Source organism: Jannaschia sp. Os4 (genome assembly GCF_016820245.1).
GTDB lineage: Bacteria > Pseudomonadota > Alphaproteobacteria > Rhodobacterales > Rhodobacteraceae > Jannaschia.
Genome location: NZ_JAFCAR010000002.1, coordinates 89,981 through 115,743, shown reverse-complemented (window position 1 = coordinate 115,743; position 25,763 = coordinate 89,981). Strand labels below are relative to the sequence as shown.

The following is a 25,763-nucleotide window of genomic DNA, read 5'->3' as shown; positions in this document are numbered from 1 at the left end:
GGCGCTTCGGGTGCGGAGCGAGGAGCGCGGTGATGGCGGACGAATGGTGGCGGGGCGCGGTGATCTACCAGATCTACCCGCGCTCGTTCCAGGACAGCACGGGCGACGGGGTGGGCGACCTGCCGGGGATCACGCGGCGGCTGGACCACGTGGCCTCGCTGGGGGTGGACGGCATCTGGCTGTCGCCGTTCTTCACCAGCCCGCAGGACGACATGGGCTACGACGTCAGCGACTACGGCGACGTGGACCCGCTGTTCGGCACGCTGGCGGACTTCGACGCGCTCGTGGCGCGGGCGCACGGGCTGGGCCTGAAGGTCGTGATCGACCAGGTGATCTCGCACTCGTCGGACCGGCATCCGTGGTTCGAGGAGTCGCGCCGCTCGCGCGACAACCCCAAGGCGGACTGGTACGTCTGGGCCGACCCGCAGGAGGACGGCAGCCCGCCGAACAACTGGGCGGGCATCTTCGGCGGACCGGCTTGGGACTGGGAGCCGGCGCGGCGGCAATACTACTTCCACAACTTCCTCGCGTCGCAGCCGGACCTGAACTTCCACAACGCGGAGGTCCGCGCCGCGATGCTCGACACCATGCGCTTCTGGCTGGAGCGGGGGGTGGACGGGTTCCGGCTGGACACGGTGAACTACTACTTCCACGACGCGCGGTTGCGCTCCGACCCCCCCGCCCCGCAGGCGCAGCGGGACCGGGCCATGACGATCTACGGGTTCCAGACCCACGTGCATTCCAAGAACCAGCCGGAGAACGTCCCCTTCCTCGAGCGGATGCGGGCGATGACGGACGAGTACGACGACCGCGCGCTGATGGGCGAGGTGGGCGACGACGGGGACAAGGCCATCGAGCTGATGGCCGAGTACACCGAGCCGGGCCGCCTGCACATGACCTACAGCTTCGAGATGCTGGGCTGGGACTTCACCGCCGCCCACTTCCGCAAGCAGATCGAGGGGTTCCGGCGGCTGGCGCCGGACGGGTGGCCGTCGTGGTCGTTCTCGAACCACGACGTGGTGCGGCACGCGACGCGCTGGGCGGCGCATGGCGAGAGCGTGGACGCGGTGGCCAAGCAGGCGGTGGCGATGCTGATGGCCTTCGAGGGGTCGGTGGGCATCTACCAGGGCGAGGAGGTCGGGCAGACCGAGACCGAGCTGGAGTATGGCGAGCTGACGGACCCGCAGGCGCTGCGCTTCTGGCCGGAGATCAAGGGCCGCGACGGGTGCCGGACGCCGATGGTGTGGGAGGCCGGGGCCGACCACGCCGGGTTCTCCGGGGGGACGCCGTGGCTGCCGGTCCGCCCCGAGCAGGCGGCGCGCGCAGTGGACGCGCAGGAGGCGTCGAACGACTCCGTGCTGCACGCCTACCGCGCGGCGATCGCGTTCCGGCAGGGGTCGGAGGTGCTCCGGCTGGGGACGACGCGTTTCCTCGACCTGCCCGAGCCGCTGCTCGGCTTCGTGCGGGAGAAGGACGGCGCGGCGCTGACCTGCCTGTTCAACCTGTCGAGCGAGGCGAAGGCCGTGACGGTGGGCGACGCGGCGCTGACCGGGCCGCGCCACGCGGACCTGTCGGACGGGGTGCTGACCCTGCCGCCTTCGGGCCACGCCTATCTCGACGGGGACGTGCCCGCCACGACGTGACGTCGATGCGACGGGGTCGGGGAAACCCGCCGCTCCCGTCGCTTGGCCCTTCCGCCCCGCGCCGCCGCCCGTTAGCGCAATCCGACCCCCCTTCGCTGGACCTGCCCGATGAACGCCCATGCCCCCGTGACGACGGCCCCGCTCGACCTCCATGCGGCGCTCGCCCGCGTCCACGCCACGCCCGCGACGGCCTCGCCGGACGACGTGCGGGTGGCGCTGTCGCTGGCGCTGAACGACCGGCTGGCGGCGCTGCGGCTGGCGACGGACGACGCGGCGGGGACGATGAAGCGGGTGCATTACCTGTCGATGGAGTTCCTCGTGGGCCGGGTGCTGGAGGACGGGCTGTCGAACCTCGGGCTGCTGGACGACGCGCGCGCGCAGATCGAGGCCTTGGGCTTCGCGCCCGACGCGGTGTTCCACGAGGAGCCGGACCCGGCGCTGGGCAATGGCGGGCTGGGGCGGCTGGCGGCGTGCTTCCTCGAGTCGCTGGCGACCATCGGGGCGCCCGCGATGGGGCACGGCATCCTCTACGAGCACGGGTTGTTCCGGCAGCGCTTCGAGGACGGGCACCAGGTGGAGGAGCCGGAGGACTGGCTGCGCCGCCGCCCGGTCTGGGCCGTCGAGCAGCCCGCCGCGCGGCGCATGGTGGGCTTTGGGGGCCATGTCGAGCACGGGGACCGCGCGCGCTGGCGCCCCGCCGAGGTGCTGGAGGCCGAGCCGCACGACCTCGTGGTGCCGGGCTGGGGCGGCCAGCACGCCGCGGTGCTGCGCCTGTGGCAGCCGCGCGCGGTCGATCCGTTCGACCTCGGGCGGTTCAACGGCGGCGACCACGTCGGCGCGCAGTCGGGCGAGATGGCGGCGCGGGCCATCGGGCGGGTGCTCTACCCGGACGACAACAACCCGGCGGGCGAGGAGCTGCGCCTGCGGCAGGAATACTTCTTCACCGCCGCCGCGCTCGCGGACCTGACCGACGGGATCGCGACCGAGGACCTGCCCGACCGCGTGGCGGTCCAGCTCAACGACACGCACCCGGCCATCGCGGGGCCGGAACTGGTCCGCCTGCTGCACGACGAGCGGGGGCTGTCCTTCGAGGAGGCGGTGGACGTGGCGCGCCGCTGCCTCGCCTACACGAACCACACCCTGCTGCCCGAGGCGCTGGAGCGGTGGTCCGAGGGGCTGATGGCGCACCTGCTGCCGCGCCATGCCGAGATCATCGCGATGATCGACGAGTGGCATGCGGCGCGGGCGCCGGACCGCAAGGTCGCCATCCGCGAGCACGGGCAAGTGGGCATGGGGCCGCTGGCCTTCGTGATGGCGCACAAGGTGAACGGGGTGTCGGCGCTGCACTCGGACCTGATGACCAGGTCCGTCTTCGCCGAACTGCACCGGCTGCACCCGGACCGGATCGTGAACCAGACGAACGGGGTCACGCCGCGCCGGTGGATCCAAGGATGCAACCCACGCCTCGCCGCGCTGCTGACCGAGGCGGTGGGCGAGGGCTGGCAGGCGGACCTCGAACGCCTCGCGGACCTCCCGGTGGACGACGCGGGCTTCCTCGAGCGGTTCGACGCGGTGAAGCGGGCGAACAAGGCCGACCTCGCCGCGTGGCTGGCGGGGACGGGCGTGCGGATCGACCCGGCGGCGATGATCGACGTCCAGATCAAGCGCATCCACGAGTACAAGCGCCAGCACCTCAACCTGCTGGAGACGGTCGCGCTGTGGCAGGCGATGCGCGACGATCCGGGGGCGGGCTGGACGCCGCGGGTGAAGGTGTTCGGGGGCAAGGCGGCGCCGGGCTACCACTTCGCCAAGGGGATCATCCGGCTGATCAACGACGCCGCTAGGGTCATCAACGCGGACCCGGTGACGCGCGACCTGCTGCAGGTGGTCTATCCGCCCAACTACAACGTGACGCTGGCCGAGCGCCTGATCCCCGCCGCCGACCTGTCCGAGCAGATCAGCACCGCCGGAAAGGAGGCGTCGGGCACCGGCAACATGAAGTTCGCGCTCAACGGCGCGGTGACGGTGGGGACGCTGGACGGCGCCAACGTCGAGATCCGGGAGCACGTGGGCGCGGAGAACTTCTTCCTGTTCGGGCTGAAGGCCGACGAGGTGGACGCGCGGCGCGCCGTCGACCACCACGCGGCGAAGGCCATCGCCGACGAGCCCCGGCTGGCCCGCGCGCTGGACGCCGTGCGCTCGGGGGCGTTCGGCGACGGGCACGGCTGGATCGCGGACAACGTGGCGGGGCCGGACTACTTCCTCGTGGCGTCGGACTTCGCGGACTACTGGCGGGCGCAGCGGGCGGCGGACGAGGCCTTCGCGGGGGACGGCTGGACCGGGATGGCGGCGCGCAACGTGGCGCGGTCGGGCTGGTTCTCGTCGGACCGGACGATCCGGGGCTACATGGCCGATATCTGGGGGATCGAGGCGATCGGGTGACGCCCCCGGACGCATCGTCCCGGGGGCGGGGGAACGGAGTGTCGCACCCCGTTGTTGACTCGGGATGCCGCCACCGCCGATAGCGCCCGACATGACAGCCGACGCCCCCGTTCCGCCCGTCCCCTCCGAAGCGGCCGCGCGGATCGTCGAGGGCACGCACGACGACCCCTTCGCCATCCTCGGCCCGCACGAGATCGACGGCATCCTCCACGTCACCGCCTTCGACCCCGGCGCGACCGCGCTCGCGGCGCGTATCGACGGCGCGGATCATCCGCTGGCGCCGCAGGGCGACGGGGTGTTCAGGGGGCCAGTGCCGTCGCGCGACTACCGCTTGGCCGGCACGAACGGCGACGCGGCGTGGGAGGCGGACGACCCGTTCCGCTTCGGCCCCGTGCTGGGCGAGGTCGACGAGTACCTCATCTCGGAGGGGTCGCACCGGCGGTTGTGGCACGTGCTGGGCGCGAAGCCGATGGAGCACGAGGGCGTCCAAGGCACGCGCTTCGCCGTCTGGGCGCCCAGCGCGCGGCGCGTGGCCGTGGTGGGCGGCTGGAACCTGTGGGATCCGCGGCGCGGCGGGATGCGGCGGCGGGGCGTGACCGGCGTGTGGGAGGTGTTCGTCCCCGGCGTGGGCGAGGGCACGTTCTACAAGTACGCGATCACCGGCCCGGACGGCACGGCGCAGCCGCTGAAGGCGGACCCCGTGGGCTTCGGGGCGGAGCATCCGCCGGAGCAGGCGTCGGTGGTGCGCGACCTGTCGGGGCACGACTGGGCCGACGGCGACTGGATGGGCGTGCGGGCCGACCGGCAGGCCCGGACCGCGCCGATCAGCGTCTACGAGGTGCATCTTGGATCGTGGCGGCGGCCCTACGGGCGGCGGATGTCCTACCTCGAGGCGGCCTCGGACCTCGTGGACTACGTGGCCGACATGGGCTTCACCCATATCGAGCTGATGCCCATCAGCGAGTATCCCTTCGACGGGTCGTGGGGCTACCAGCCCGTGGGCCTCTATGCGCCGACCATCCGCTACGGGACGCCGAACGAGCTGCGCGCCTTCGTCGAGGCGGCGCATGCGCGGGGGATCGGCCTGCTGCTCGACTGGGTGCCGGGGCACTTCCCGACCGACCCGCACGGCCTGGCGCTGTTCGACGGGACGCATCTCTACGAGCACGCGGACCCGAAGGAGGGGTTCCACCAGGACTGGAACACCCTGATCTACAACTACGGGCGCGCGGAGGTGCGCAACTACCTGCAGGCCAACGCGCTCTACTGGCTGGAGGAGTATCACCTCGACGGGCTGCGCGTGGATGCCGTGGCCTCGATGCTCTACCGCGACTACTCCCGCCAGGAGGGGGAGTGGATCCCCAACAAGGACGGCGGGCGCGAGAACTACGAGGCGATCGGCTTCCTGCAGGGCACCAACGTCATGGCCTATGGCGAGGTGCCGGGCATCATGACGGTGGCCGAGGAGTCGACGTCCTATCCGCAGGTCTCCGGCCGCGTGGACGCGGGCGGGCTGGGCTTCGGCTACAAGTGGAACATGGGGTGGATGAACGACACCCTCGACTACATGTCGCGCGAGCCGATCCACCGGCGGCACCACCACCACCAGATGACCTTCGGCCTGCACTACGCCTTCAGCGAGAACTTCATCCTGCCGATCAGCCATGACGAGGTGGTGCACGGGAAGGGGTCGATGATCCGCAAGATGCCCGGCGAGCGGTGGGAGAAGTTCGCCAACCTGCGGGCCTACTTCGGGTTCATGTGGGGGCATCCGGGGAAGAAGCTGCTCTTCATGGGGCAGGAGTTCGGGCAGTGGGCCGAGTGGGACCACGACGCGGAGCTGGACTGGGGCGCGCTGGACGACCCGCTGCACGGGGGGCTGAAGCGGCTCGTGCGGGACCTCAACACACTCTACCGCGGGACGCCGTCGCTGCACGTCAGGGACTGCGAGGCGGAGGGCTTCGACTGGATCGTGGGGGACGACACGGCCAACAGCGTCTTCGCTTGGGTCCGGCGCGGCGCCGAGGGCGACCCGCCGGTGGTGGTGGTCTGCAACATGACCCCGGTGGAGCGGACCGGCTACGCCCTCGGGCTGCCGCAGGGCGGCGCGTGGCGCGAGGTGATGAACACCGACGCCGACCTCTACGGAGGCGGCAACCGGGGCAACATGGGACGCGTGGAGGCGGTCGGGGAGGGCCGCCACGCGCAACCCGCCCACGCCGTGCTGACGCTGCCGCCGCTGTCAACGGTGATGCTGATGCCGGTGGGGGAGTGACGTGTACATTCATCTGAACCCAAGGCGTGAGATGACCCGAGACATCCTAGGTATCTTCACCTAATGTTCACGGAAAGTGCTGCCCTTCCGAAGCGGCGCGTTCGGAACGTATGGGTGGAGACGATCAGCATGGCGGGAACCCCCGATCAGAAGGCGCGCGGTGCCTTCTTCACGCCGCCTGCCATCGCGCAGTACCTCGCGGATTGGGCCATTCGATCCGAGAGCGACCATGTGCTGGAGCCGTCCTGCGGTGAGGCCGTTTTTCTGTCTGCGGCTGCCCGCCGTTTGTCGCAGGTCGGGTCAGAGGGTGGGGCCTGCCGCTTGCACGGCGTCGAGTTGCATGAAGCCTCCGCTGCTACTGCTAGGACGATCCTCGAGGACGCCGGTGAGGCTGCCGACATCCACGTCGGGGACTTCTTCGAGCATGAGCCCGAGCGTGTGTTTGACGTGATCCTGGGGAATCCCCCCTTCGTCCGGTATCAGGACTTTTCCGGTCCCGCCCGCGCCCGTAGCCTGGAGGCTGCCTTGGCTCAGGGCGTCCGACTCTCTGGATTGTCCAGCTCTTGGGCCGCCTTCGTCGTGAAGGCGGCCCAGCATCTCACTGCGCAAGGACGCCTCGCACTGGTTCTTCCTGCGGAGCTGTTGAGCGTGTCTTACGCCGCCGAGGTCAGGCGCTTTCTTTTGCGCCGGTTCGCCTCCCTGAAGCTCGTCGCCTTCGAGGAGCGCCTTTTCCCAGGAGTCCTCGAAGACGTCGTCTTGCTCTTGGCCGAAGGAACGGGTGGTGCAAGTTGCTTCGAACTACACCAGACGCGGAACGCCGAGACGCTTCTGACCGACGCCGCCGCCTGGACAGCCTACAGCCCCGACGATGGCGCCAAATGGACGCCTGCTCTCGTGGCGAGCGATGCCTTCGCCATTTATCGGCAACTTCAGGACGCGAACTGTGAGGATCTTGCTGCCTGGGGCCGAACGTATCTCGGGGCTGTCACCGGGAATAATCGGTTCTTCAGTCTGAAGGAGGCAGATGTCGTGGAGCACGGCATTCCCTGCTCCGACCTAGTTCGCATCTCGCCTCCCGGCGCCCGGCATCTGCGGGGTCTTGTCTTCAGCGACGCATCGTGGCGAGCGGCTACGAAACAAGGCGGCGCGACGTATCTGTTCAGACCCTCCGATGAATATCTTTCGGACGCCTCCCGTGCCTATGTCGCGCAGGGAGAAGCGGCCGGGGTTTCCAAGGGCTACAAGGCCAGGATGCGCGCGCCGTGGTGGCGCGTTCCTTTAGTGGACGTACCCGACCTTTTCCTAACCTACATGAATCATGACCGTCCACGCCTCGTTGCGAACGAGGCGAAGGCCCAAATCCTCAACTCCATCTATGGCGTGAAGCTACAGGATGATCGGCGGGATGTTGGAATGTCCTTGCTTCCCCTTGCCTGCCTGAACAGCGTGACGCTCCTCGGAGCCGAAATGGTCGGGCGAGCCTACGGCGGAGGTCTTCTGAAGCTGGAACCCCGCGAAGCCGATACTTTGCCGGTTCCTTCGCTGGCCGCAATCGAAGCAAACCTTACGAAGCTGGAGGCTGTCGCCCCTCAGCTTGGCACATGCTTGAGGCAGAACGACATCGATGCCGCCACGCGGCTGATCGATCCCATCCTATTCCCGCAAGCCGATGCGTCCGACCTCGAAGGCTTGCGGGCTGCGCGTGAAGTTCAGTTCCAGCGGCGGCGAACGAGGGCAGGCCGTGGCGCGAATTGACGACCTTCTCGACCAGGCCCTTAGGTCAGTCGGAGATAAGCCTGACGATACGGCCCAGGCATCCATCAAGAAGCGCTACAGCGAGCGTATCTCCGAGGCGGTGGCTGCTGCGATCGCAGAGGAGCTTCGTCAGAGAGGGCTTGCTGGTGCGCGACCCGCTCCGCCAGGCGTTATAGGCGATTCAGGAGCCGAGCGGCGCATGGCCGGGGGGATCGGTGCCAAGAAGGTGGATGTCACCTGGGCCACCGAGGAGTCCGGGTTGCTTCTGGGCATCTCGGTAAAAACCATCAACTTCCGGGACAAGAAGTCGGGAAACTTTCAGAAGAACCTAACGAACCGTCGTGGCGACATGCTGATCGAGGCTGTGACCCTCCACCGGCGGTTCCCCTACTCGGTCCTCGCAGGGCTCCTGTTTCTCGACAAGGACGCTGAGACCGACCACACCGCGCAGCGTCGTTCGACCTTCGAGAATGCCCATCTACGGCTCAAGCTCTTCGCCGGGCGGGACGACCCGGCTGGGCGCGACGAACAATTCGAGCGGTTCTTCCTACTGCTCCTCGACGCCGGCGCCGCCCATTCCAGCCTCAGAGCGTTCGCCGTCGGCGACAAAGATAACCAGGTTCCGATGGAGCAGGTCATCGACCAGTTGATCGAAATCGTCGCTGTGCGGAATCCGGACTTCTACCTCTACGAGGGCGGGCAGTTGGGGAAGCTGTAGTATTTCAGAGCCAAAAGGCCGCGCGTCGCTGCGGCGCAGCCCAGCGGGACGACGGGATGGCACCATCCACGCGTCTTGCGTGGGTTGGGATGGACGGATCGGAACGCAATCGCCCCGACGTCCAAACCCTTCCGCAACATCCCCCACCCCCCATGAACGTTGCGCCACCTCCCGAGTTGTGCCCCACATGACGCGGACGGAGGAGGAGACGACCATGTCAGGACCATCCCAGCGGATGATGGGGCGCACGATGGCGTTCGTGCTGGCGGGGGGGCGGGGCTCCCGGCTTAAGGAGATGACGGACCGGCGGGCGAAACCCGCGGTCCACTTCGGCGGCAAGACGCGGATCGTGGACTTCGCGCTGTCGAACGCGCTGAACTCCGGCATCCGCAAGATGGCCATCGCAACGCAGTACAAGGCGCACAGCCTGATCCGGCACTGCCAGCGCGGCTGGTCCTTCTTCCGGGCGGAGCGGAACGAGTATCTCGACATCCTGCCCGCCTCGCAGCGGATGGACGAGGGGAACTGGTATCGCGGCACCGCCGACGCCGTGGCGCAGAACGTCGACATCATCGACAGCTACGACGTCGACCACGTCCTGATCCTCGCGGGCGACCACATCTACAAGATGGACTACGAGGTGATGGTCCGGCAGCACGTGGAGAGCGGGGCGGACGTGACGGTCGGCTGCCTGACGGTGCCGCGCGGCGAGGCGAGCGCCTTCGGCGTGATGGCGGTGGACGACAGCGACCGCATCACGTCCTTCCTCGAGAAGCCCGCCGATCCGCCGGGGATGCCCGACGACCCGGACAGCACGCTGGCCTCGATGGGCATCTACGTCTTCTCGTGGAAGTTCTTGCGCGAGCTGCTGCTGCGGGACTACGCGGACGAGCGGTCGTCCCACGACTTCGGGCACGACATCATCCCCGCGCTGGTCGAGCAGGGCCGGGCGCAGGCGCACCGCTTCACCGACAGCTGCGTCCGGGCCGGGGGCGCCGAGGCCTACTGGCGGGACGTCGGCACGGTGGACGCCTATTGGAAGGCGAACATCGACCTCACCAACTTCACGCCGGAGTTGGACCTCTACGACACGTCGTGGCCGATCTGGACCTATTCGGAGAGCGTGCCGCCCGCGAAGTTCATCCACGACGAGGGCGACCGCCGCGGCTTCGCGATCTCGTCGATGGTGTCGGGAGGCTGCATCATCTCGGGGAGCGAGGTCCGGGAGTCCCTGCTCTTCACCAACGTGCGGACGCACAGCTTCTCGGCGCTCACCCGCGCCGTGGTGCTGCCCGACGTGCAGATCGGGCGGAAGGCGCAGCTGACGGACGTCGTGATCGACCGGGGCGTCGTGATCCCGGACGGCTTGGTGGTGGGCGAGGACCATGCCGCCGACGCCGAGCACTTCCGCGTCACCGACGCGGGCGTCACGCTGATCACGCAGGAGATGCTGGACCGCATGTCGTGAAGGTCCTCTCCGTCACCTCCGAATGCGCGCCGCTGGTCAAGACCGGCGGGCTGGCCGACGTGGCGGGCGCCCTGCCCGCCGCGCTGGCGCCGCACGGGGTCGAGATGCGGACGCTGCTGCCGGGCTATCCGACGGTGATGGCCGCGCTCGGCGACGCCAAGGAGGTGATGGGGGAGCGCGGGCTGTTCGGCGGCGACGCCCGCGTCCTGAGGGCGAAGGCGGCGGGGCTGGACCTGCTCGTGCTGGACGCGCCGCATCTTTACGACCGGCCGGGCAACATCTACGCGGGGCCGGACGGCGACTGGGTCGACAACCCCGAGCGGTTCGCGGCGCTCTCGTGGGTGGCCGCGCGGATCGGGCGGACGGGCGCGGGGCGGTGGACGCCAGACATCCTGCACGGGCACGACTGGCAAGCGGGGTTCATGCCGGTCTGGGCGGACGCGCCCTCGGTGATGACGATCCACAACGTCGCGTTCCAAGGCCTCGCGCCCGCCGACCGGCTGGAGGCGCTGCGCCTGCCGCCCGATCTGATGACGCGGGACGGGTTCGAGTATTGGGGCAAGATCTCCTCGCTGAAGGCAGGGCTGACGCAGGCGGACCGGATCACGACCGTCTCGCCCACCTACGCGGGCGAGTTGATGACGCCCGAGTTCGGCATGGGGATGGAGGGGGTGCTCCGGGGCCGGGCGGACGTGATGTCGGGCATCCTGAACGGCATCGACCTCGAAGCATGGACGCCCCCGTTCAAGACGGCGAAGGGGAAGGCGAGGCACACCGCCGCGCTTCGCGCGGAGATGGGTCTGCCGGCGACGGACGGCCCGCTCTGCGTCGTGGTCTCGCGGCTGACGGAGCAGAAGGGGCTGGACGTGCTGGCCGACGCCCTGCCCCGGCTGGTGGACGAGGGGGGGCAGCTCGTCATGCTGGGGTCGGGCGATGCGGCGCTGGAGCGGCGCTGGACGGAATGGGCGGCCCATCCGAACGTCGCCGTGAGGATCGGCTACGACGAGGCGCTGGCCCGGCGGATGATGGCGGGCGGGGATGCGATCCTCGTGCCCTCCCGGTTCGAGCCCTGCGGGTTGACCCAGCTCTACGGGCTGCGGTTCGGGACGATCCCGCTGGTGGCGATGACCGGCGGGCTGGTGGACACGGTGATCCCGGCGACGCCGGCGGGCCTCTTGGCCGAGGCCGCCACGGGGGTGCAGTTCATGCCGGTGACGGCGGATGCGTTGAGCCGGGCGTTCGACCAGTTGCTGCGCCTGTGGCGCGACCCGGAGACGTGGGGCGCGATGCGGCGCCGGGCGATGCGGCATCCGGTGGGCTGGGATGTCTCGGCACGGGCCTATGCCGACCTATATGCGGGTCTTCTCGAGGATCGCGCGACCGCATGACCCATCCCATCACCGCAGGCCGGGCCGCGCCCTTGGGCGCGACCTTCGACGGCGACGGCGTGAACTTCGCCGTCTTCTCCGCGAACGCGACCGGCATGGATCTGTGCCTGTTCGACGGCGGCGCGGAGACGCGTCTGCCGCTGCCGGAGCGGGACGGGGACGTGTGGCACGGCTACGTCTCGGGCCTGCGCCCGGGGCAGGCCTACGGGTTCCGCGCGCATGGGCCGTGGGCCCCGGAGGAGGGGCATCGGTTCAACCCGGCCAAGCTGCTGATCGACCCCTACGCCAAGCGGCTGTCGGGCCGGGTCGAGTGGAACGGCGCGGTGTTCGGCCACCGGGAGGACGCGCCGGACGAGGCCAATCCGCGCGACAGCGCGCCCTTCGTGCCCCGCTCCCTCGTGGTGGACCCGGCCTTCTCGTGGGGGGAGCACGCCGCGCCGGACACGCCCATCGAGGAGACGGTGATCTACGAGGCCCATGCGAAGGGCCTGACCATGCGCCATCCCACCGCGCGCCCGCGCGGCACCTTCCTCGGCCTCGCCTCGGACCCGATCCTCGACCATCTGACCGGCCTCGGCGTGACCGCGATCGAGCTGCTGCCCGTGCATGCCTTCGCGGACGACCAGTTCCTCGTGGCGAAGGGGCTGACGAACTATTGGGGCTACCAGTCGCTGGGCTTCTTCGCGCCCGAGCCGCGCTACATGGACGGGAACGACGTCGCCGAGTTCCAGCAGATGGTCGCGCGCTTCCACGCCGCCGGGATCGAGGTGATCCTCGACGTGGTCTACAACCACACGGTCGAGGGCGACCACCGCGGCCCGACCTTGGCCTATCGGGGCCTCGACAACGCCTCCTACTACCGGCTGCTGGAGGACAAGCGACACTACGTGAACGACACGGGCACGGGGAACACCCTGAACGTGGACCATCCGATGGTGCTGCGGATGATCATGGACTCGCTGCGCTACTGGGCGGGCACGATGCGGGTGGACGGGTTCCGCTTCGACCTCGCTGCGACGCTGGGGCGAACGCCGGAGGGGTTCGACCGGGGCGCGGCCTTCTTCGACGCGGTGCGGCAGGATCCGGTCCTCACGCAGAAGAAGCTAATCGCCGAGCCGTGGGACGTGGGGCCCGGCGGCTACCAGCTGGGGGCCTTCCCGCCGCCCTTCCTCGAATGGAACGACCGCTTCCGCGACACGGTGCGCTCCTACTGGCGCGGGGACCGGGACAAGGTGCGGGGGCTCGCCGACCGGGTGGCGGGCTCGTCGCGGCAGTTCGACCATTCGGGCCGCCCCGCGACGGCCAGCGTGAACTTCGTCACCGCCCATGACGGCTTCACCCTGCGCGACGTGGTCTCCTACGCCGAGAAGCACAACGAGGCGAACGGCGAGGACAACCGCGACGGGCACGGCGAGAACCTGAGCGACAACCTCGGGGTGGAGGGGCCGACGGAGGACGAGGGCGTCAACGCCGCCCGCGACCGGCGGCGGCGGGCCATCATGGCGACGCTGCTGCTGTCGCAGGGGACGCCGATGATCCTCGCCGGCGACGAGCTGGGCCACACGCAGGGCGGCAACAACAACGCCTACGCGCAGGACAACGAGACGACGTGGCTGGACTGGGCGGGGGCCGATCCGGGCTTCCTCGACTTCGTCCGGCGCATGGTGGCGTTCCGCCGCGCGCATCCGGTTCTCCGCCAGAAGCGGTGGCTGCACTCCCGCGCGCGGACCGAGGACGGGATCGGCGACCTGATCTGGTGGAACGGCGACGGCGGCGAGATGGCGGACGAGGACTGGTCCGACCCGGAGCGGCGCCTGATCTGCGTCGAGAAGCGGATGGCGTCGGGCACGCCGGACTATGCCGACAGCGAGACCGCCCTGTTCCTCGTGTTCAACGGCGGCCCCCCGGCGGACGTGGTCCTGCCGCCCGCCCCCGACGGCCTCCACTGGACGCGGACGATCGACACGGCGGCGCCCGAGAACGGCCCGACCGCGGAGCGCGGCTCGGCCGCGTGCCCGGGCGACGCGGTGCTGGCGTTCGTGCTAGAGGCCGATGGAGAAGGAGACCCCGCATGAGCGTCATCACCGTCGAGACCAGCCCCATCGGGGGCCAGAAGCCCGGCACCTCCGGCCTGCGCAAGAAGACGCGGCAGTTCATGGCGCACCACTACCTCGAGAACTTCGTGGCCTCGATCTTCGCGGCCATCGGCGGGGCGGCGGGCAAGACCTTCGTGGTGGGCGGCGACGGGCGCTACTTCAACGAGCGCGCGGTGCAGGTGATCCTGCGCATGGCCGCCGCCGAGGGCGCCGCGCGGGTGATCGTGGGACGGGGCGGCCTGCTCTCGACGCCCGCCGCGTCGAACCTGATCCGCCGGCGGGGGACGGATGGCGGGATCATCCTGTCGGCCTCGCACAACCCCGGCGGCGAGGACGAGGACTTCGGCATCAAGTTCAACATGCCCAACGGCGGCCCCGCGCCGGAGCACGTCACGGCCAAGATGTTCGAGGCGACGAAGACGATCTCGTCCTATCGCATCCTCGAGGCGCACGACGCCGACCTGTCGACGACGGGCGAGGCGCGCATGGGCGACATGGCGGTCGAGATCGTCGATCCGGTCGCCGACTACGCCGCGCTGATGGAGGAGCTGTTCGACTTCGACGCGATCCGGTCGCTCTTCGCGGGCGGGTTCACCATGCGCTTCGACGCGATGCACGCGGTGACGGGGCCGTACGCGACGGAGATCCTCGAAGGGCGGCTCGGGGCCGCGAGGGGGACGGTGGCGAACGGCACGCCGTCGCAGGACTTCGGCGGGGGCCATCCGGACCCGAACCCGATCTGGGCCAAGCCGCTGATGGACGAGATGATGGGGCCGGACGCGCCCGACTTCGGGGCCGCGTCGGACGGGGACGGCGACCGCAACATGATCGTCGGCAAGGGGATCTACGTCGGCCCGTCGGACAGCCTCGCGCTGCTGGCCTCGCGGGCCGCGGCGATCCCGCAGTTCCGCGACGGGCTGGTCGGCGTGGCGCGGTCCATGCCGACCTCGACCGCGGTGGACCGGGTGGCGCGGGCCGAGGGCCTCGGCCTCTACGAGACGCCGACCGGATGGAAGTTCTTCGGCAACCTGCTCGACGACGGGCGGGTGCGGCTCTGCGGCGAGGAATCGGCCGGGACGGGGGCCGACCACGTCCGGGAGAAGGACGGGCTATGGGCGGTGCTCGCGTGGCTCAACGTGCTGGCCGCGACGGGCCTGTCGGTCGCGGACCTGATGGCGGAGTTCTGGGACCGCTACGGGCGGGTCTACTACTCGCGGCACGACTACGAGGGGGTGGACGCCGAGGCGGCGGGCGCGCTGGTCGGGGACCTGCGCGCGCGGCTGCCGTCCCTGCCGGGGACCGAGGCGGCGGGGCGGACGGTCGAGGCGGCGGACGAGTTCGCCTACGACGACCCGGTGGACGGGTCGCGCTCGGAGGGGCAAGGCCTGCGCGTCGTGCTGTCGGGCGGCGGACGGATCGTGCTGCGCCTGTCGGGGACCGGGACCGAGGGGGCCACGCTGCGGGTCTACCTCGAGCAGGCGGAGGACCGGGTGGACCTCGACCCGGCGGAGGCCTTGGCCGGGGTCGTCGACGCGGCGGAGGCGCTGGCCGGGATACGCGCGCGCACGGGTCGGGACGGGCCCGACGTGGTGACGTGACGGGCTAGGCGGCGTCAGCGGTCCGCGTAGGCGGACCACAGCGACCTGAGCGAGCGCTTGAGCGCGGCGACGTCGTCCGGGCCGAGGCGCGCCCGCAACTCCGCCTCGAACGCCGCGGCCTCGCGCTCCAGTTCGGCGAACACCTCCAAGCCGCGCGCGGTCAGGGAGAGGATCGCCCGGCGGCGGTCGGCGGAATCCGCGGCGGCGGCGACCATCCCGCCGTCGGCGAGCCGCGCGACGGCGCGGCTGACCTTGGACTTCTCGATCATGGCGCGCGCGGAGATCGCCCCCGCCGTCATCTCGCCGAACCGCCCGAGGTGGAACAGGACGCGCCACTCGGTCCGCAGCATCCCGTGGCGATCGCGGTAGACGCGGGAGAAGCGGCGGGAGGTGGCCTCCGCCGCCTGGGCCAGCAGGTAGGGGAGGAAGTCGGCGACGTCGAAGTCGGCGGGGAAATCGGACATGCGACCTTCCGTGCCGATGGACAGTTGCATTTGCAACCGTTATCCCGGCGGGCGGAGGCCCCCATGCGCGACCATTCCGAGATCGACCACGGACTCACCCTCGCCCCGTCGCAGGGGACCGTCGAGGGCTACATGCCGGGCTTCGGCAACGACTTCGAGACGGAGGCGCTGCCCGGCGCGCTGCCGCAGGGGATGAACTCCCCCCAGAAGGTCGAGTACGGCCTCTACGGCGAGCAGCTGTCCGGCACGCCCTTCACCGCGCCTGGCCATCGGAACGAGCGGACGTGGTGCTACCGCATCCGCCCCTCGGTCCGCCACGTCCGACGGTTCCGCACCGTGGACCTGCCGATGTGGCGCACCGCGCCGGACGTGGCCGCGGACGTGGTGAGCATGGGGCAGTTCCGCTGGGATCCGGTGCCGCACGCGGACGGCCTCGACTGGCTGACGGGCATGCGGACGATGACCACCGCGGGCGACGTGAACACGCAGGTGGGCATGGCCGCGCACGTCTACCTCGTGACCGAGGGCATGGGCGACCGCTACTTCTACTCGGCCGACAGCGAGTTCTTGGTCGTGCCGCAGGAGGGGCGGCTGCGGTTCTGCACCGAACTGGGCGTGATCGACCTCGAGCCGCAGGAGATCGCCGTGATCCCGCGCGGCCTCGTCTACCGCGTGGACCTGATCGACGGGCCGGCGCGGGGCTTCGTCTGCGAGAACTACGGCCAGAAGTTCGAGTTGCCGGGCCGCGGGCCGATCGGCGCGAACTGCATGGCGAACCGGCGCGACTTCAAGGCGCCCGTCGCCGCCTTCGAGGACCGCGACGCGCCCTGCACCGTGACGGTGAAGTGGTGCGGCCGCTTCCACGAGACGGAGATCGACCACTCCCCGCTGGACGTGGTGGCGTGGCATGGGAACTACGCGCCGGTGAAGTACGACCTGCGGACCTACTGCCCCGTGGGCGCGATCCTGTTCGACCACCCGGACCCGTCGATCTTCACGGTGCTGACGGCGCCCTCGGGGGTCGAGGGGACGGCGAACATCGACTTCGTGCTGTTCCGCGACCGCTGGATGGTGGCCGAGGACACCTTCCGCCCGCCTTGGTACCACAAGAACATCATGTCCGAGCTGATGGGCAACATCCACGGGGTCTACGACGCCAAGCCGCAGGGCTTCGTCCCCGGCGGGCTGTCCTTGCACAACATGATGATGCCCCACGGACCGGACCGCGCGGCCTTCGAGGGGGCGTCGAACGCGGACCTGGGGCCCCAGAAGCTGGAGGACACGATGTCCTTCATGTTCGAGACCCGCTTCCCGCAGCACCTCACCCGCTTCGCCGCGACGGAGGCTCCGCTGCAGGAGGACTACGTCGACGTGTGGGCGGACCTCCCCAAGCTCTTCGACGGCACCCCGGGCCGCAAATAGGAGGCCCGATGGCCAAGGCATTCGCGTCGCAGGGCGACCTGTCCGAGAAGACCGTCTCGTTCGACGAGATCGGCGAGGGGCTCTGGGCCTTCACCGCCGAGGGGGACCCCAACTCGGGCGTCATCGTGGGCGACGACTCGGTGATGATCGTCGAGGCGCAGGCGACCCCGCGCCTCGCCCGGATGGTGATCGAGAAGGTGCGCGAGGTGACGGACAAGCCGATCACCCATCTCGCGCTGACGCACTACCATGCCGTGCGCGTGCTGGGCGCCTCGGCCTACGGGGCGGGTCAGGTGCTGATGTCCGACGCGGCCCGCGCGATGGTGGCCGAGCGCGGGCAGGAGGACTGGGACAGCGAGTTCGACCGCTTCCCGCGGCTGTTCGAGGGGCATGACGAGATACCGGGGCTGACGTGGCCCACGACGACGTTCACCGGCTCCATGTCGGTCTGGCTGGGCAAGCGGCGCGTGGACCTGATGCAGGTGGGCCGCGCGCACACCGCCGGCGACATGGTCGTCTCCGTGCCGGACGCGGGCGTCCTGTTCACCGGCGACATCGTGGAGGACCGCTCGGCCTGCTACTGCGGCGACGGGCATTTCGCGGACTGGCCGGGGACGCTGGCGCGCATCGCCGCGATGAAACCGCACGCCATCGCGCCGGGGCGCGGCGGCGCGCTGGTCGGGTCCGACGCCGTGGCGCGCGCCATCGCCTCGACGGAGGAGTTCGTGCGCTCCACCTACGACCCCGTAGCCCGCGTGGCGGCCCGGGGCGGCACCCTGCAGGAGGCGATGGCCGCCTGCCGTGCGGTCTGCGATCCGAAGTTCGGGGACTACGCGATCTACGAGCACTGCCTGCCCTTCAACGTCGCCCGCGCCTACGACGAGGCGCAGGGGATGGACCGCCCGCGCATCTGGACCGCCGCCCGCGACAAGGAGATGTGGGCGGCGCTGCAGGGCGAGGGATGAAGGCCCGCTACGCCACTGAGTTCACGCTCTACCCCTACGCGGCGGTGGAGCGGCGCGAAGTGGTGCGCCACCCGGTCGTGATCGTGGGAGCGGGGCCGGTGGGGCTGACACTGGCGCTGGACCTCGGGCTGCGGGGGACGCCGGCGCTGGTCCTCGACGACCACGAGGGGCCGGGGTCGGGGTCCAAGGCGATCTGCTTCGCCCAGCGCACGCTCGACATCTGCGACCGGCTGGGCGCCCGGGGCATCGCCGACATGGGCGTGACGTGGAAGGTGGGGCGCGTGTTCCACCGCGACGACGAGGTGTTCGCGTTCGACCTTCAGCCGCAGCCCGGCGCGCGCAACCCGGCCTTCGTCAACCTGCAGCAGCCCAAGTTCGAGAAGGCGCTGATGGACCGCATCCGCGCGGCCCAAGCCGAGGGCGCGCCGATCGAGGTCCGGGGCGCCAACGGCGTCGTCGCGCAGGAGGCGCGGGGCGACCACGTCCGCCTCACTGTGGACACCCCGGACGGCCCCTACGACCTCGAGGCCGACTGGCTGGTGGCCTGCGACGGGGCGCGCTCGCCCACGCGCGAGCGGATGGGCCTCGACTTCGAGGGGCGGGTCTTCGAGGACAACTTCCTGATCGCCGACGTGCGGATGACGGCGGACTTCCCGTCCGAGCGCTGGTTCTGGTTCGAGCCGCCCTTCGAGGGGTCGGGGGCCAGCGCGCTGCTGCACAAGCAGCCCGACGACGTGTGGCGCATCGACTTCCAGCTGGGCTGGGACATCGACCGCGCGGCGGAGCTGCGCGAGGACCGCGTGCGCGCCCGCGTGGACGAGATGCTGGGCCACCGGCTGGGCGCGGTGCCGGACTACGACCTCGTCTGGACGTCGATCTACACGTTCCAGTGCCGCCGGATGCGGACCTTCCGCCACAGGCGCGTCCTCTTCGCCGGGGACAGCGCGCATCAGGTGTCGCCCTTCGGCGCGCGCGGCGCGAACTCGGGCGTGCAGGACGCGGACGCGCTGGGGTGGCGGCTGGACCTCGTGGCGCGCGGGGCGGCGCCCGAGGCGCTGATCGACCACTACGCCGCGGAGCGGGAGCAGGCTGCGGACGAGAACATCCTGAACTCGTCGCGGGCGACCGACTTCATGACGCCCAAGTCGGGGGCCGCGCGGCGCTACCGCGACGCGGTGCTCCACCTCGCGCGGGACCACGCCTTCGCCCGCCCGCTCATCAACTCGGGCCGCCTGTCGGTGCCGTGCCGCTACGCGGGGACCCCCGGCCTCGGGCCGGACGCGCTCGACGGGCCGCCGGGGACGGCTCCCGGGGCCCCCTGCCCCGACGTCGCCTTGGAGGGCGGATCGCTCCTCGACCGGCTGGACGGGTGGGTGCTGCTCGCCCTCGGCACGGCGGCGGAGGACGTCGTCTCCGCGGGCGTCGCGGCGCGGGCCGTCCCGTTGCCCGCCGGGGCCCTGCGCGACCACTACCTCGGTGGGGCGCCGTGCGCCGTCTACCTGATCCGTCCCGACCAGCACGTCGTGGCGCGCTGGCCCGGCTTCGACCCGGAGGCCGTGGCCCGCGCCATCGCCGGGGCCATCGGGCGATGCTGATCACCGCGCCCAACATCCCCGACCCGGACGGGTTCTACGACGAGCTGCTGCGCGCCCACGCGGGCCTGTCGGATGCGGAATCGGCCGCGCTGGACGCACGGCTGGTCCTGATCCTCGCCAACCACGTCGGCGACCGGGACGTGGTGCGCCAAGCCCTTGCCGCATCGCGGGTGGGCGGAGGGCGCACGACAGGCTAGACCTCCCCCGAGCGGGGGAGTCGTGCAAATGCCGGACGATCAGACGGAAGAGCTGCCGACGCTGACGGAGCCGCAGCTCGACTTCCCCATCGTGGGCGTCGGGGCCTCCGCCGGCGGGCTGGAGGCGGTGACCGAACTGGTCCGCGCCGTCGAGCAGGCGCCGGGCATGGCCTTCGTGCTGGTGCAGCACCTCGACCCGAACCACGAGTCGATGATGGCGGAGCTGCTGTCGCGCAAGACGCAGCTCGCGGTGCGGCAGATCGAGGACGGGGACTCGATCGAGACCGACAACCTCTACGTGATCCCGCCGGGAAGCTCGCTGAGCATCGAGGACGGGCGCTTCGTCCTCGCCGAGTTCTCCGAGCCGCGGGGCCTGCGGCGGCCCATCGACGGCTTCCTCCAGTCCTTGGCGGAGGCCCAAGGGCCGATGGCGGCCTCGGTGATCGTGTCGGGGACCGGGGCGGACGGCTCCTCCGGGATGCGCGCGGTCAAGGACGCGGGCGGGGTCTGCGTGGCCCAGGATCCCGACGAGGCGCGCTACGACGGGATGCCCTCCGCGGCCATCGCGACGGGGCTCGTGGACTTCGCCCTGCCGGTGCGGGACATCGTCCCGCGCCTGCGCTCGTTCTTCGACCGCCGCCTCGACCCGGAGGCACTGGCAGAGGCAGAGGACGTGGCGGAGGTGATCGGATCGATCTGCGACACCCTGCGGGAGGTCGTGGGCCACGACTTCGGCGGCTACAAGCCGTCCACGATCAAGCGCCGGATCGAGCGGCGGATGCAGATCCTCGAGGTCGACACGGCGCGCGAGTACCTCGACCACATCCGCAAGTCGGACGACGAGTGCGAGGCCCTGTTCGAGGACCTGCTGATCAACGTCACGGCGTTCTTCCGCGATCCCGAGCACTTCGAGGAACTGCGCGAGAGGGTGATCGGGCCGATGGTCCAGAACGCCACCGCCGCCGACGAGATCCGCATCTGGGTGCCCGGCTGCTCGTCGGGGCAGGAGGCGTACTCGATCGCGATGCTCGTCGACGCCGAGCTGAGGGACCGGACCCGCCGCCCGCAGGTGCAGATCTTCGCCACGGACATCGACGCGCGCATGATCGCCACCGCGCGCGAGGCGCGCTACTCGGCCTCGGCCCTGCGGGACATCCCCCCGGACCTGCGCGAGGCCTACACCATCGGCTTGGACGGCCAGTTCCAGATCGCGCCGCGCATCCGGGACATGGTCCGCTTCTCGGTCCACTCCCTGATCAAGGACCCGCCGTTCTCGAAGATCGACGTGATCTCCTGCCGGAACATGCTGATCTACCTCGGCGACCGGGTGCAGCGCAGCGTGATCCCCCTGATGCACTTCGCGCTCAAGCCGGGCGGGACGCTGTTCCTCGGCACCTCCGAGAACATCACGCGCCGCGCCGACCTCTTCGAGCCGATCAGCCGTCGCGCCCGCATCTTCCGGCGGCTGGACGCCCCCGCGCGCTACCCGCTCGACCTTCCCGTGGGGCAGGACGCCCGGCGGCGCCGCAGCTTCGAGGTGATGCCCCGCGACGAGGACTTCCCCGAGCAGACCCGTGCGGAGGCCACCAACCGCGAGATCTACGAGGCCTACGCCCCGCCCTTCGTCCGCGTGGACGCGGACGGGGTCATCCGGGACAGCTCGGGCGACCTGTCGCTGTTCCTGCTGTCCGCGCCGACGCGCGAGGGCACCTTGGGCGCGCTCGCGCGGGAGGGCCTGCGCGACAAGCTGACCCCCTTGGTGGGCCAAGCGCGCGACGGCGGGGGGCGGGTCGCCCTGCGCGGCGTCGAGGCGACGTCGCCCTTCGGCACGCAGACGGCCGACGTCATCGCCCATCCCATGAAGGACGGCACCGTGGCGGTCGTGTTCGTCGCGCGCGGGCGCCTCGAGGCGGAGGTGGACGAGTATGCCGTCGCCCCCGCCAGCCGCGATGCGAGGGTCGCCGAACTGGAGGAGGACCTCCGCGCGACCCGCTTCCGCCTGAAGTCCACCGTGGAGGAGGTCGAGACCGCCAACGAGGAGCTCAAGTCGTCGAACGAAGAGATGATGTCGATGAACGAGGAGCTCCAGTCGGCCAACGAGGAGCTGACGACGGCGAACGAGGAGCTCAAGAACAAGGTCGACGAGCTGGCGGTGGCGAACGCCGACCTCGACACGTTCATGCAGTCCACCGACCTCGCCATCGTGATCGTGGACCGCAACTCGCGCATCCGCCACTACACCGACGCCGCCCGCGCCCTGTTCCCGCTCCAGCCCACGGACCGGGGGCGCGGCATCGCCGAGATGAACCACGGGATCGACCTCGACGCCCTGCCCCGCCACGTCGCCCACGTGATCGCCGAGGACGAGCCGTTCGAGCGGATCGTCCGGACCCGCGAGGGGGAGCGGATCTACGTGCTGCGCATCCTGCCGTATCGCGCGGCGGACGACGCCGTCGACGGGGCGACGATCACCTTCGGCGACGTCACGCGCCTGCGCTCGCTGGAGGACGACCTGAAGGTCGAGACCGAGCGTTCGGCCCTCGCGCTCGCGGCCGCCGAGATCGGCGCCTTCGAGTTCGAGATCGACACCGGGGTCACGAGCATCGACGCCCGCGTGTCCGAGCTGTTCGACCTCGGTGACGAGCGGCAGCCGGACTTCGAGGAGGTGTTCGAGCGGATCCACCCCGAGGACCGGTCCCGCACCGCGGCGGGGTTCCAGCAGGCCGTCGACGACGGCGCGGTCTACGACGAGGAGTTCCGTGTCCGTGCCGAGGACGGGACGGAGAGATGGGTGCGCGGCCTCGGCAAGCGCATCGCCGGCGGCGACGGCCCCGCGCGGATCTACGGCCTCAACTACGACATCACCGAGCAGCGCGAGGCGATGGTGATGCGCGAGGTGCTCCTCCAAGAGATGAGCCACCGGGTGAAGAACCTCTTCGCGGTCCTGCTGTCGCTCATCGGGACGATGCCGAAGGACGGCCTGACGGCGGAGGAGTTCGCGGCCCCGCTGCGCCGCCGGGTGGCCGCGCTCGGTCGGGTCTACGACCTCGCGCGGGCGGAGGCCGAGGCGGGCAGCGTGCCGCTCCACGATCTCGTGGACACCATCGTGCGCGCCCACACGGAGACGGCCGACCTCCGGATCGAGGGACCGACCGTGGACGTGCCCGTCTCCAAGCTGACCCCGATGGGCCTGTTCCTGCACGAGCTGGCGACCAACGCGCTGAAGCATGGCGCCTTGGCCCGCCCCGACGGCACGCTCGACGTGACGTGGCGGTGGGACGGCGAGGAGGTGGTGCTCGACTGGGCAGAGGGCCCGCCGGGCGACGCGGGCGCCGACGGGGGCGCGGAGGACGGCTTCGGCACCAAGCTGATCGGGTTCAGCACCCGGCAGCTGCAGGGGACGTTCGACGGCGGCATCCGGGACGGCGCGTTCCGCGCGCGCCTGCGCTTCGCGCCCGGCCCGGTGCGGGGCGGACCCGCCTAGGGCTGGGGAGCGACCGTCGCGCCGGGCACGAGCCGCCCCGCGAGCACCGTCCGGGCGGGGGGCCGGACTCCGTTGAGGCGGGCGAGCAGGTGCTGCCCCGCCACGAGGCCGATCTGGCGACGGGGCGTCTTCAGCGTGGTCAGCGGGCGGGGCATCACCCGCGTCAGGTCCAAGCCGTTGAAGCCCGCGATCCCGATGTCCTCCGGCACCCGCAGGCCCGCGGCCTCGGCGGTCATCAGACCCCCGAAGGCGGTGTTGTCGTTGTGGAAGAACACCACGTCGTGGCGTGGCCCCTGAGCCAAGAGGGCGGTCATGCCCCGCGCCCCCGCTCCGAAGGCGGACTGGTCGTCGACCCCCACCCGCCCCGGCGCGCCCGCGCCCGCCGCCGCGAAGGTGGCGGCGATCCCGGCGAAGCGGGCGTCAGCCCGGGGATCGACCCCCTCGGGCGGGCCGACGAAGGCCGGGCGGCGGTGGCCCAGCGCGACGACGTGCGCCGCCAGCGCCGCGCCCGCCGCGCGGTGGTCGAGCCCCACGCAGACGTCGATCGGATCGTCGGACACGTCCCACAGCTCCACCACCGGTCGCCCCGTCGCGCGCAGCGCTTCGCGCAGGGCGGGGGCGTGGGCGCAGCCGGTCAGCACCAAGGCGGCGGGGCGCCATGCCGCCATCCGGTCGCACCACGCCTGCTCCCGCGAGAGGTCATAGTCGGTGGTGTCGACCACGGAGGAGTAGCCCGCCGTCTCGAGGGTCCGGCGCATCCCGTCGAGGATCTGGGCGAAGACGTCGTTGAACAGGTTCGGGACGGAGATTCCGATGATCCGGCTGTCGGCGGCCCCCAAGGCGCGGGCGTGCCCGTCGGGGACGTAGCCGAGGTCGGCGGCGAGGGCCGCGATCCGCGCGCGGGTGGCCGACGACACGCCGTCCACCCCGCGCAGCGCGCGACTGACCGTCATCATCGAGACGCCCGCCCGCTGCGCCACCTCGCGCAGGCCCGGCGGACGGTTCCGGATTCGCCCCATGTCGTCAGTCCCTTGCCCCGCCCAACGTTAACGTTAACGCGGTTCGCGGCGAAAGTCCCTTCCCCGACGCCCCCCCGCGCAACATCCTCTGCGACATTCGGTCCGGGGAGGGACCGTGGGGAGGATGGATGCCGCAGATCGTCTTCGACGGCGTGCGCAAGAGCTTCGGCCCGACCGAGGTGCTGCCGCCGCTGGACCTGACCTTGGAGGACGGGGAGTTCACCGTGCTCGTGGGTCCGTCGGGCTGCGGCAAGTCCACGACGCTGCGCCTCCTCGCGGGGCTGGAGACGCTCTCGGGCGGCGAGATCCGCTTCGACGACCGCCGCATCGACACGCTTGAGCCGAAGGAGCGGGACATCGCGATGGTGTTCCAGGACTACGCGCTCTACCCGCACATGAGCGTGGCGAAGAACATGTCCTTCGCCCTGCGCCTCGCCCGGGAGAACAAGGCCGAGATCGAGCGCCGCGTCCACGCGGCCGCCACGACGCTGGGCATCGACCACCTGCTCGACCGCAAGCCCGCCGCCCTCTCCGGCGGCCAGCGCCAGCGGGTCGCGATGGGGCGGGCGTTGGTGCGCGACGCCTCCGTGTTCCTGTTCGACGAGCCGCTGTCGAACCTCGACGCCAAGCTCCGCGCCCGGATGCGCGTCGAGCTGGGCGAGATGCGGACGCGGATCGACAAGAACATGGTCTACGTCACCCACGACCAGGTTGAGGCGATGACGCTCGGCGACCGGATCGTGGTCCTCAAGGACGGCGCGATCCAGCAGCAGGGCAGCGCCGAGGAACTGTTCGAGAACCCGGTGAACCGCTTCGTCGCGGGCTTCATCGGCAGCCCGACGATGAACTTCCTGCCCGCCACGATCCAAGAGCGCGACGGCGCGCTGGTCGCCGAGGGCGAGGGCTTCGCGCTGCCGCTGGCGGGGCCGCGGCAAGCGATCGAAAGCGGGGCGCGGGAGGTCGAGATCGGCATCCGCCCGTCGTCCTTCACCACCGACATGGGCGCGGGCGCGCCCGTCGAGCTGCGCGTCAGCGTGGCGGAGTATCTGGGCGCGCAGTCGGTCCTCGTGACCCGCTGCGGTCCCCACGAGGTGCTGGCCGAGGTCGCCAGCACCCGCAGGTTCAAGCCCGGCGAGACCGCGACATTCGCGGTGCCGCCGGACGCGATCCTGCTCTTCGACCGGGAGACGGGGCGCCGCCTCGCCGTCCCTCAGCATCCAACGGGAGGATGAAC

The 25,763-nt window shown here is 70.8% G+C and carries 17 protein-coding genes; 15 read left to right on the top strand and 2 right to left on the bottom strand.

Annotated elements, in window-relative coordinates; translation table 11 throughout:
* Window positions 1–32 precede the first annotated feature (32 nt).
* The 9 genes from JQC91_RS04645 (at window position 33) to JQC91_RS04605 (ending at window position 15,383) form a co-directional block, all read left to right on the top strand.
* On the top strand, window positions 33–1,643 hold the full coding sequence (locus tag JQC91_RS04645) for an alpha-amylase family glycosyl hydrolase (protein WP_203285628.1): 1,611 nt from the start codon (window positions 33–35) through the stop codon (window positions 1,641–1,643).
* 108 nt (window positions 1,644–1,751) lie between these two features.
* Window positions 1,752–4,085 carry a glycogen/starch/alpha-glucan phosphorylase gene (locus JQC91_RS04640; RefSeq protein ID WP_203285627.1) on the top strand — a complete coding sequence of 778 codons (2,334 nt, stop codon included), beginning with the start codon at window positions 1,752–1,754 and terminating at the stop codon, window positions 4,083–4,085.
* A 91-nt stretch (window positions 4,086–4,176) separates the two neighbouring features.
* Window positions 4,177–6,360 carry a 1,4-alpha-glucan branching protein GlgB gene (glgB, locus tag JQC91_RS04635; RefSeq protein ID WP_203285626.1) on the top strand — a complete coding sequence of 728 codons (2,184 nt, stop codon included), beginning with the start codon at window positions 4,177–4,179 and terminating at the stop codon, window positions 6,358–6,360.
* Between the two features lie 114 nt (window positions 6,361–6,474).
* Window positions 6,475–8,115 carry an N-6 DNA methylase gene (locus JQC91_RS04630; protein ID WP_203285625.1) on the top strand — a complete coding sequence of 547 codons (1,641 nt, stop codon included), beginning with the start codon at window positions 6,475–6,477 and terminating at the stop codon, window positions 8,113–8,115.
* A complete protein-coding gene (locus tag JQC91_RS04625; RefSeq protein WP_203285624.1) occupies window positions 8,063–8,833 on the top strand; it encodes a hypothetical protein in 771 nt (256 codons plus the stop codon). The genes JQC91_RS04630 and JQC91_RS04625 overlap by 53 nt, the downstream gene beginning before the upstream one ends.
* Before the next feature lie 214 nt (window positions 8,834–9,047).
* Window positions 9,048–10,301, top strand: a complete 1,254-nt coding sequence (gene glgC / locus JQC91_RS04620; protein ID WP_238941324.1) for a glucose-1-phosphate adenylyltransferase — start codon at window positions 9,048–9,050, stop codon at window positions 10,299–10,301.
* A complete protein-coding gene (gene glgA / locus JQC91_RS04615) occupies window positions 10,298–11,689 on the top strand; it encodes a glycogen synthase GlgA (RefSeq protein ID WP_203285622.1) in 1,392 nt (463 codons plus the stop codon). Before glgC ends, glgA begins: the two co-directional genes overlap by 4 nt.
* On the top strand, window positions 11,686–13,764 hold the full coding sequence (gene glgX, locus JQC91_RS04610) for a glycogen debranching protein GlgX (protein ID WP_203285621.1): 2,079 nt from the start codon (window positions 11,686–11,688) through the stop codon (window positions 13,762–13,764). The genes glgA and glgX overlap by 4 nt, the downstream gene beginning before the upstream one ends.
* Window positions 13,761–15,383: an alpha-D-glucose phosphate-specific phosphoglucomutase gene (locus JQC91_RS04605; protein ID WP_203285620.1), complete on the top strand. Its 1,623-nt coding sequence runs from the start codon at window positions 13,761–13,763 to the stop codon at window positions 15,381–15,383. The genes glgX and JQC91_RS04605 overlap by 4 nt, the downstream gene beginning before the upstream one ends.
* Window positions 15,384–15,397: 14 nt before the next feature.
* Here JQC91_RS04605 and JQC91_RS04600 read toward each other — a convergent pair whose 3' ends face one another.
* Entirely contained in the window at window positions 15,398–15,847 is a 450-nt protein-coding gene (locus tag JQC91_RS04600) for a MarR family winged helix-turn-helix transcriptional regulator (protein ID WP_203285619.1), read from the bottom strand.
* Between the two features lie 63 nt (window positions 15,848–15,910).
* Here JQC91_RS04600 and hmgA point away from each other — a divergent pair, with 63 nt between their 5' ends.
* The 5 genes from hmgA to JQC91_RS04575 are packed head-to-tail and all read left to right on the top strand — an operon-like array spanning window position 15,911 to window position 23,510.
* A complete protein-coding gene (hmgA, locus tag JQC91_RS04595) occupies window positions 15,911–17,269 on the top strand; it encodes a homogentisate 1,2-dioxygenase (protein WP_203285618.1) in 1,359 nt (452 codons plus the stop codon).
* Window positions 17,270–17,277: 8 nt separating this feature from the next.
* The gene (locus JQC91_RS04590; protein ID WP_203285617.1) at window positions 17,278–18,234 is read left to right on the top strand and encodes an MBL fold metallo-hydrolase; all 957 of its coding nucleotides are present in this window, start codon (window positions 17,278–17,280) and stop codon (window positions 18,232–18,234) included.
* Window positions 18,231–19,829 (top strand): FAD-dependent monooxygenase, encoded by a 1,599-nt coding sequence (locus JQC91_RS04585; RefSeq protein ID WP_203285616.1) that lies wholly within the window; start codon window positions 18,231–18,233, stop codon window positions 19,827–19,829. Before JQC91_RS04590 ends, JQC91_RS04585 begins: the two co-directional genes overlap by 4 nt.
* On the top strand, window positions 19,823–20,026 hold the full coding sequence (locus tag JQC91_RS04580) for a DUF2783 domain-containing protein (RefSeq protein WP_203285615.1): 204 nt from the start codon (window positions 19,823–19,825) through the stop codon (window positions 20,024–20,026). Before JQC91_RS04585 ends, JQC91_RS04580 begins: the two co-directional genes overlap by 7 nt.
* A 28-nt stretch (window positions 20,027–20,054) precedes the next feature.
* Window positions 20,055–23,510 (top strand): CheR family methyltransferase, encoded by a 3,456-nt coding sequence (locus JQC91_RS04575; protein WP_203285614.1) that lies wholly within the window; start codon window positions 20,055–20,057, stop codon window positions 23,508–23,510.
* Here the strand turns inward: JQC91_RS04575 and JQC91_RS04570 are convergent.
* A complete protein-coding gene (locus JQC91_RS04570; protein WP_203285613.1) occupies window positions 23,507–24,529 on the bottom strand; it encodes a LacI family DNA-binding transcriptional regulator in 1,023 nt (340 codons plus the stop codon). The two genes, JQC91_RS04575 and JQC91_RS04570, sit on opposite strands and share 4 nt — an antisense overlap.
* A 128-nt stretch (window positions 24,530–24,657) precedes the next feature.
* Here JQC91_RS04570 and ugpC point away from each other — a divergent pair, with 128 nt between their 5' ends.
* Window positions 24,658–25,761, top strand: a complete 1,104-nt coding sequence (ugpC, locus tag JQC91_RS04565) for a sn-glycerol-3-phosphate ABC transporter ATP-binding protein UgpC (protein ID WP_203285612.1) — start codon at window positions 24,658–24,660, stop codon at window positions 25,759–25,761.
* Window positions 25,762–25,763 lie beyond the last annotated feature (2 nt).

Coding starts and splice junctions, on each gene's coding strand:
- JQC91_RS04645 (WP_203285628.1), top strand. CDS start 33: ATGGCGGACGAATGGTGGCGGGGCGCGGTGATCTACCAGATCTACCCG.
- glgB (WP_203285626.1), top strand. CDS start 4,177: ATGACAGCCGACGCCCCCGTTCCGCCCGTCCCCTCCGAAGCGGCCGCG.
- JQC91_RS04605 (WP_203285620.1), top strand. CDS start 13,761: ATGAGCGTCATCACCGTCGAGACCAGCCCCATCGGGGGCCAGAAGCCC.
- JQC91_RS04570 (WP_203285613.1), bottom strand. CDS start 24,529: ATGGGGCGAATCCGGAACCGTCCGCCGGGCCTGCGCGAGGTGGCGCAG.
- hmgA (WP_203285618.1), top strand. CDS start 15,911: ATGCGCGACCATTCCGAGATCGACCACGGACTCACCCTCGCCCCGTCG.
- JQC91_RS04640 (WP_203285627.1), top strand. CDS start 1,752: ATGAACGCCCATGCCCCCGTGACGACGGCCCCGCTCGACCTCCATGCG.
- ugpC (WP_203285612.1), top strand. CDS start 24,658: ATGCCGCAGATCGTCTTCGACGGCGTGCGCAAGAGCTTCGGCCCGACC.
- JQC91_RS04600 (WP_203285619.1), bottom strand. CDS start 15,847: ATGTCCGATTTCCCCGCCGACTTCGACGTCGCCGACTTCCTCCCCTAC.
- JQC91_RS04590 (WP_203285617.1), top strand. CDS start 17,278: ATGGCCAAGGCATTCGCGTCGCAGGGCGACCTGTCCGAGAAGACCGTC.
- JQC91_RS04580 (WP_203285615.1), top strand. CDS start 19,823: ATGCTGATCACCGCGCCCAACATCCCCGACCCGGACGGGTTCTACGAC.
- JQC91_RS04585 (WP_203285616.1), top strand. CDS start 18,231: ATGAAGGCCCGCTACGCCACTGAGTTCACGCTCTACCCCTACGCGGCG.
- glgX (WP_203285621.1), top strand. CDS start 11,686: ATGACCCATCCCATCACCGCAGGCCGGGCCGCGCCCTTGGGCGCGACC.
- glgC (WP_238941324.1), top strand. CDS start 9,048: ATGTCAGGACCATCCCAGCGGATGATGGGGCGCACGATGGCGTTCGTG.
- JQC91_RS04575 (WP_203285614.1), top strand. CDS start 20,055: ATGCCGGACGATCAGACGGAAGAGCTGCCGACGCTGACGGAGCCGCAG.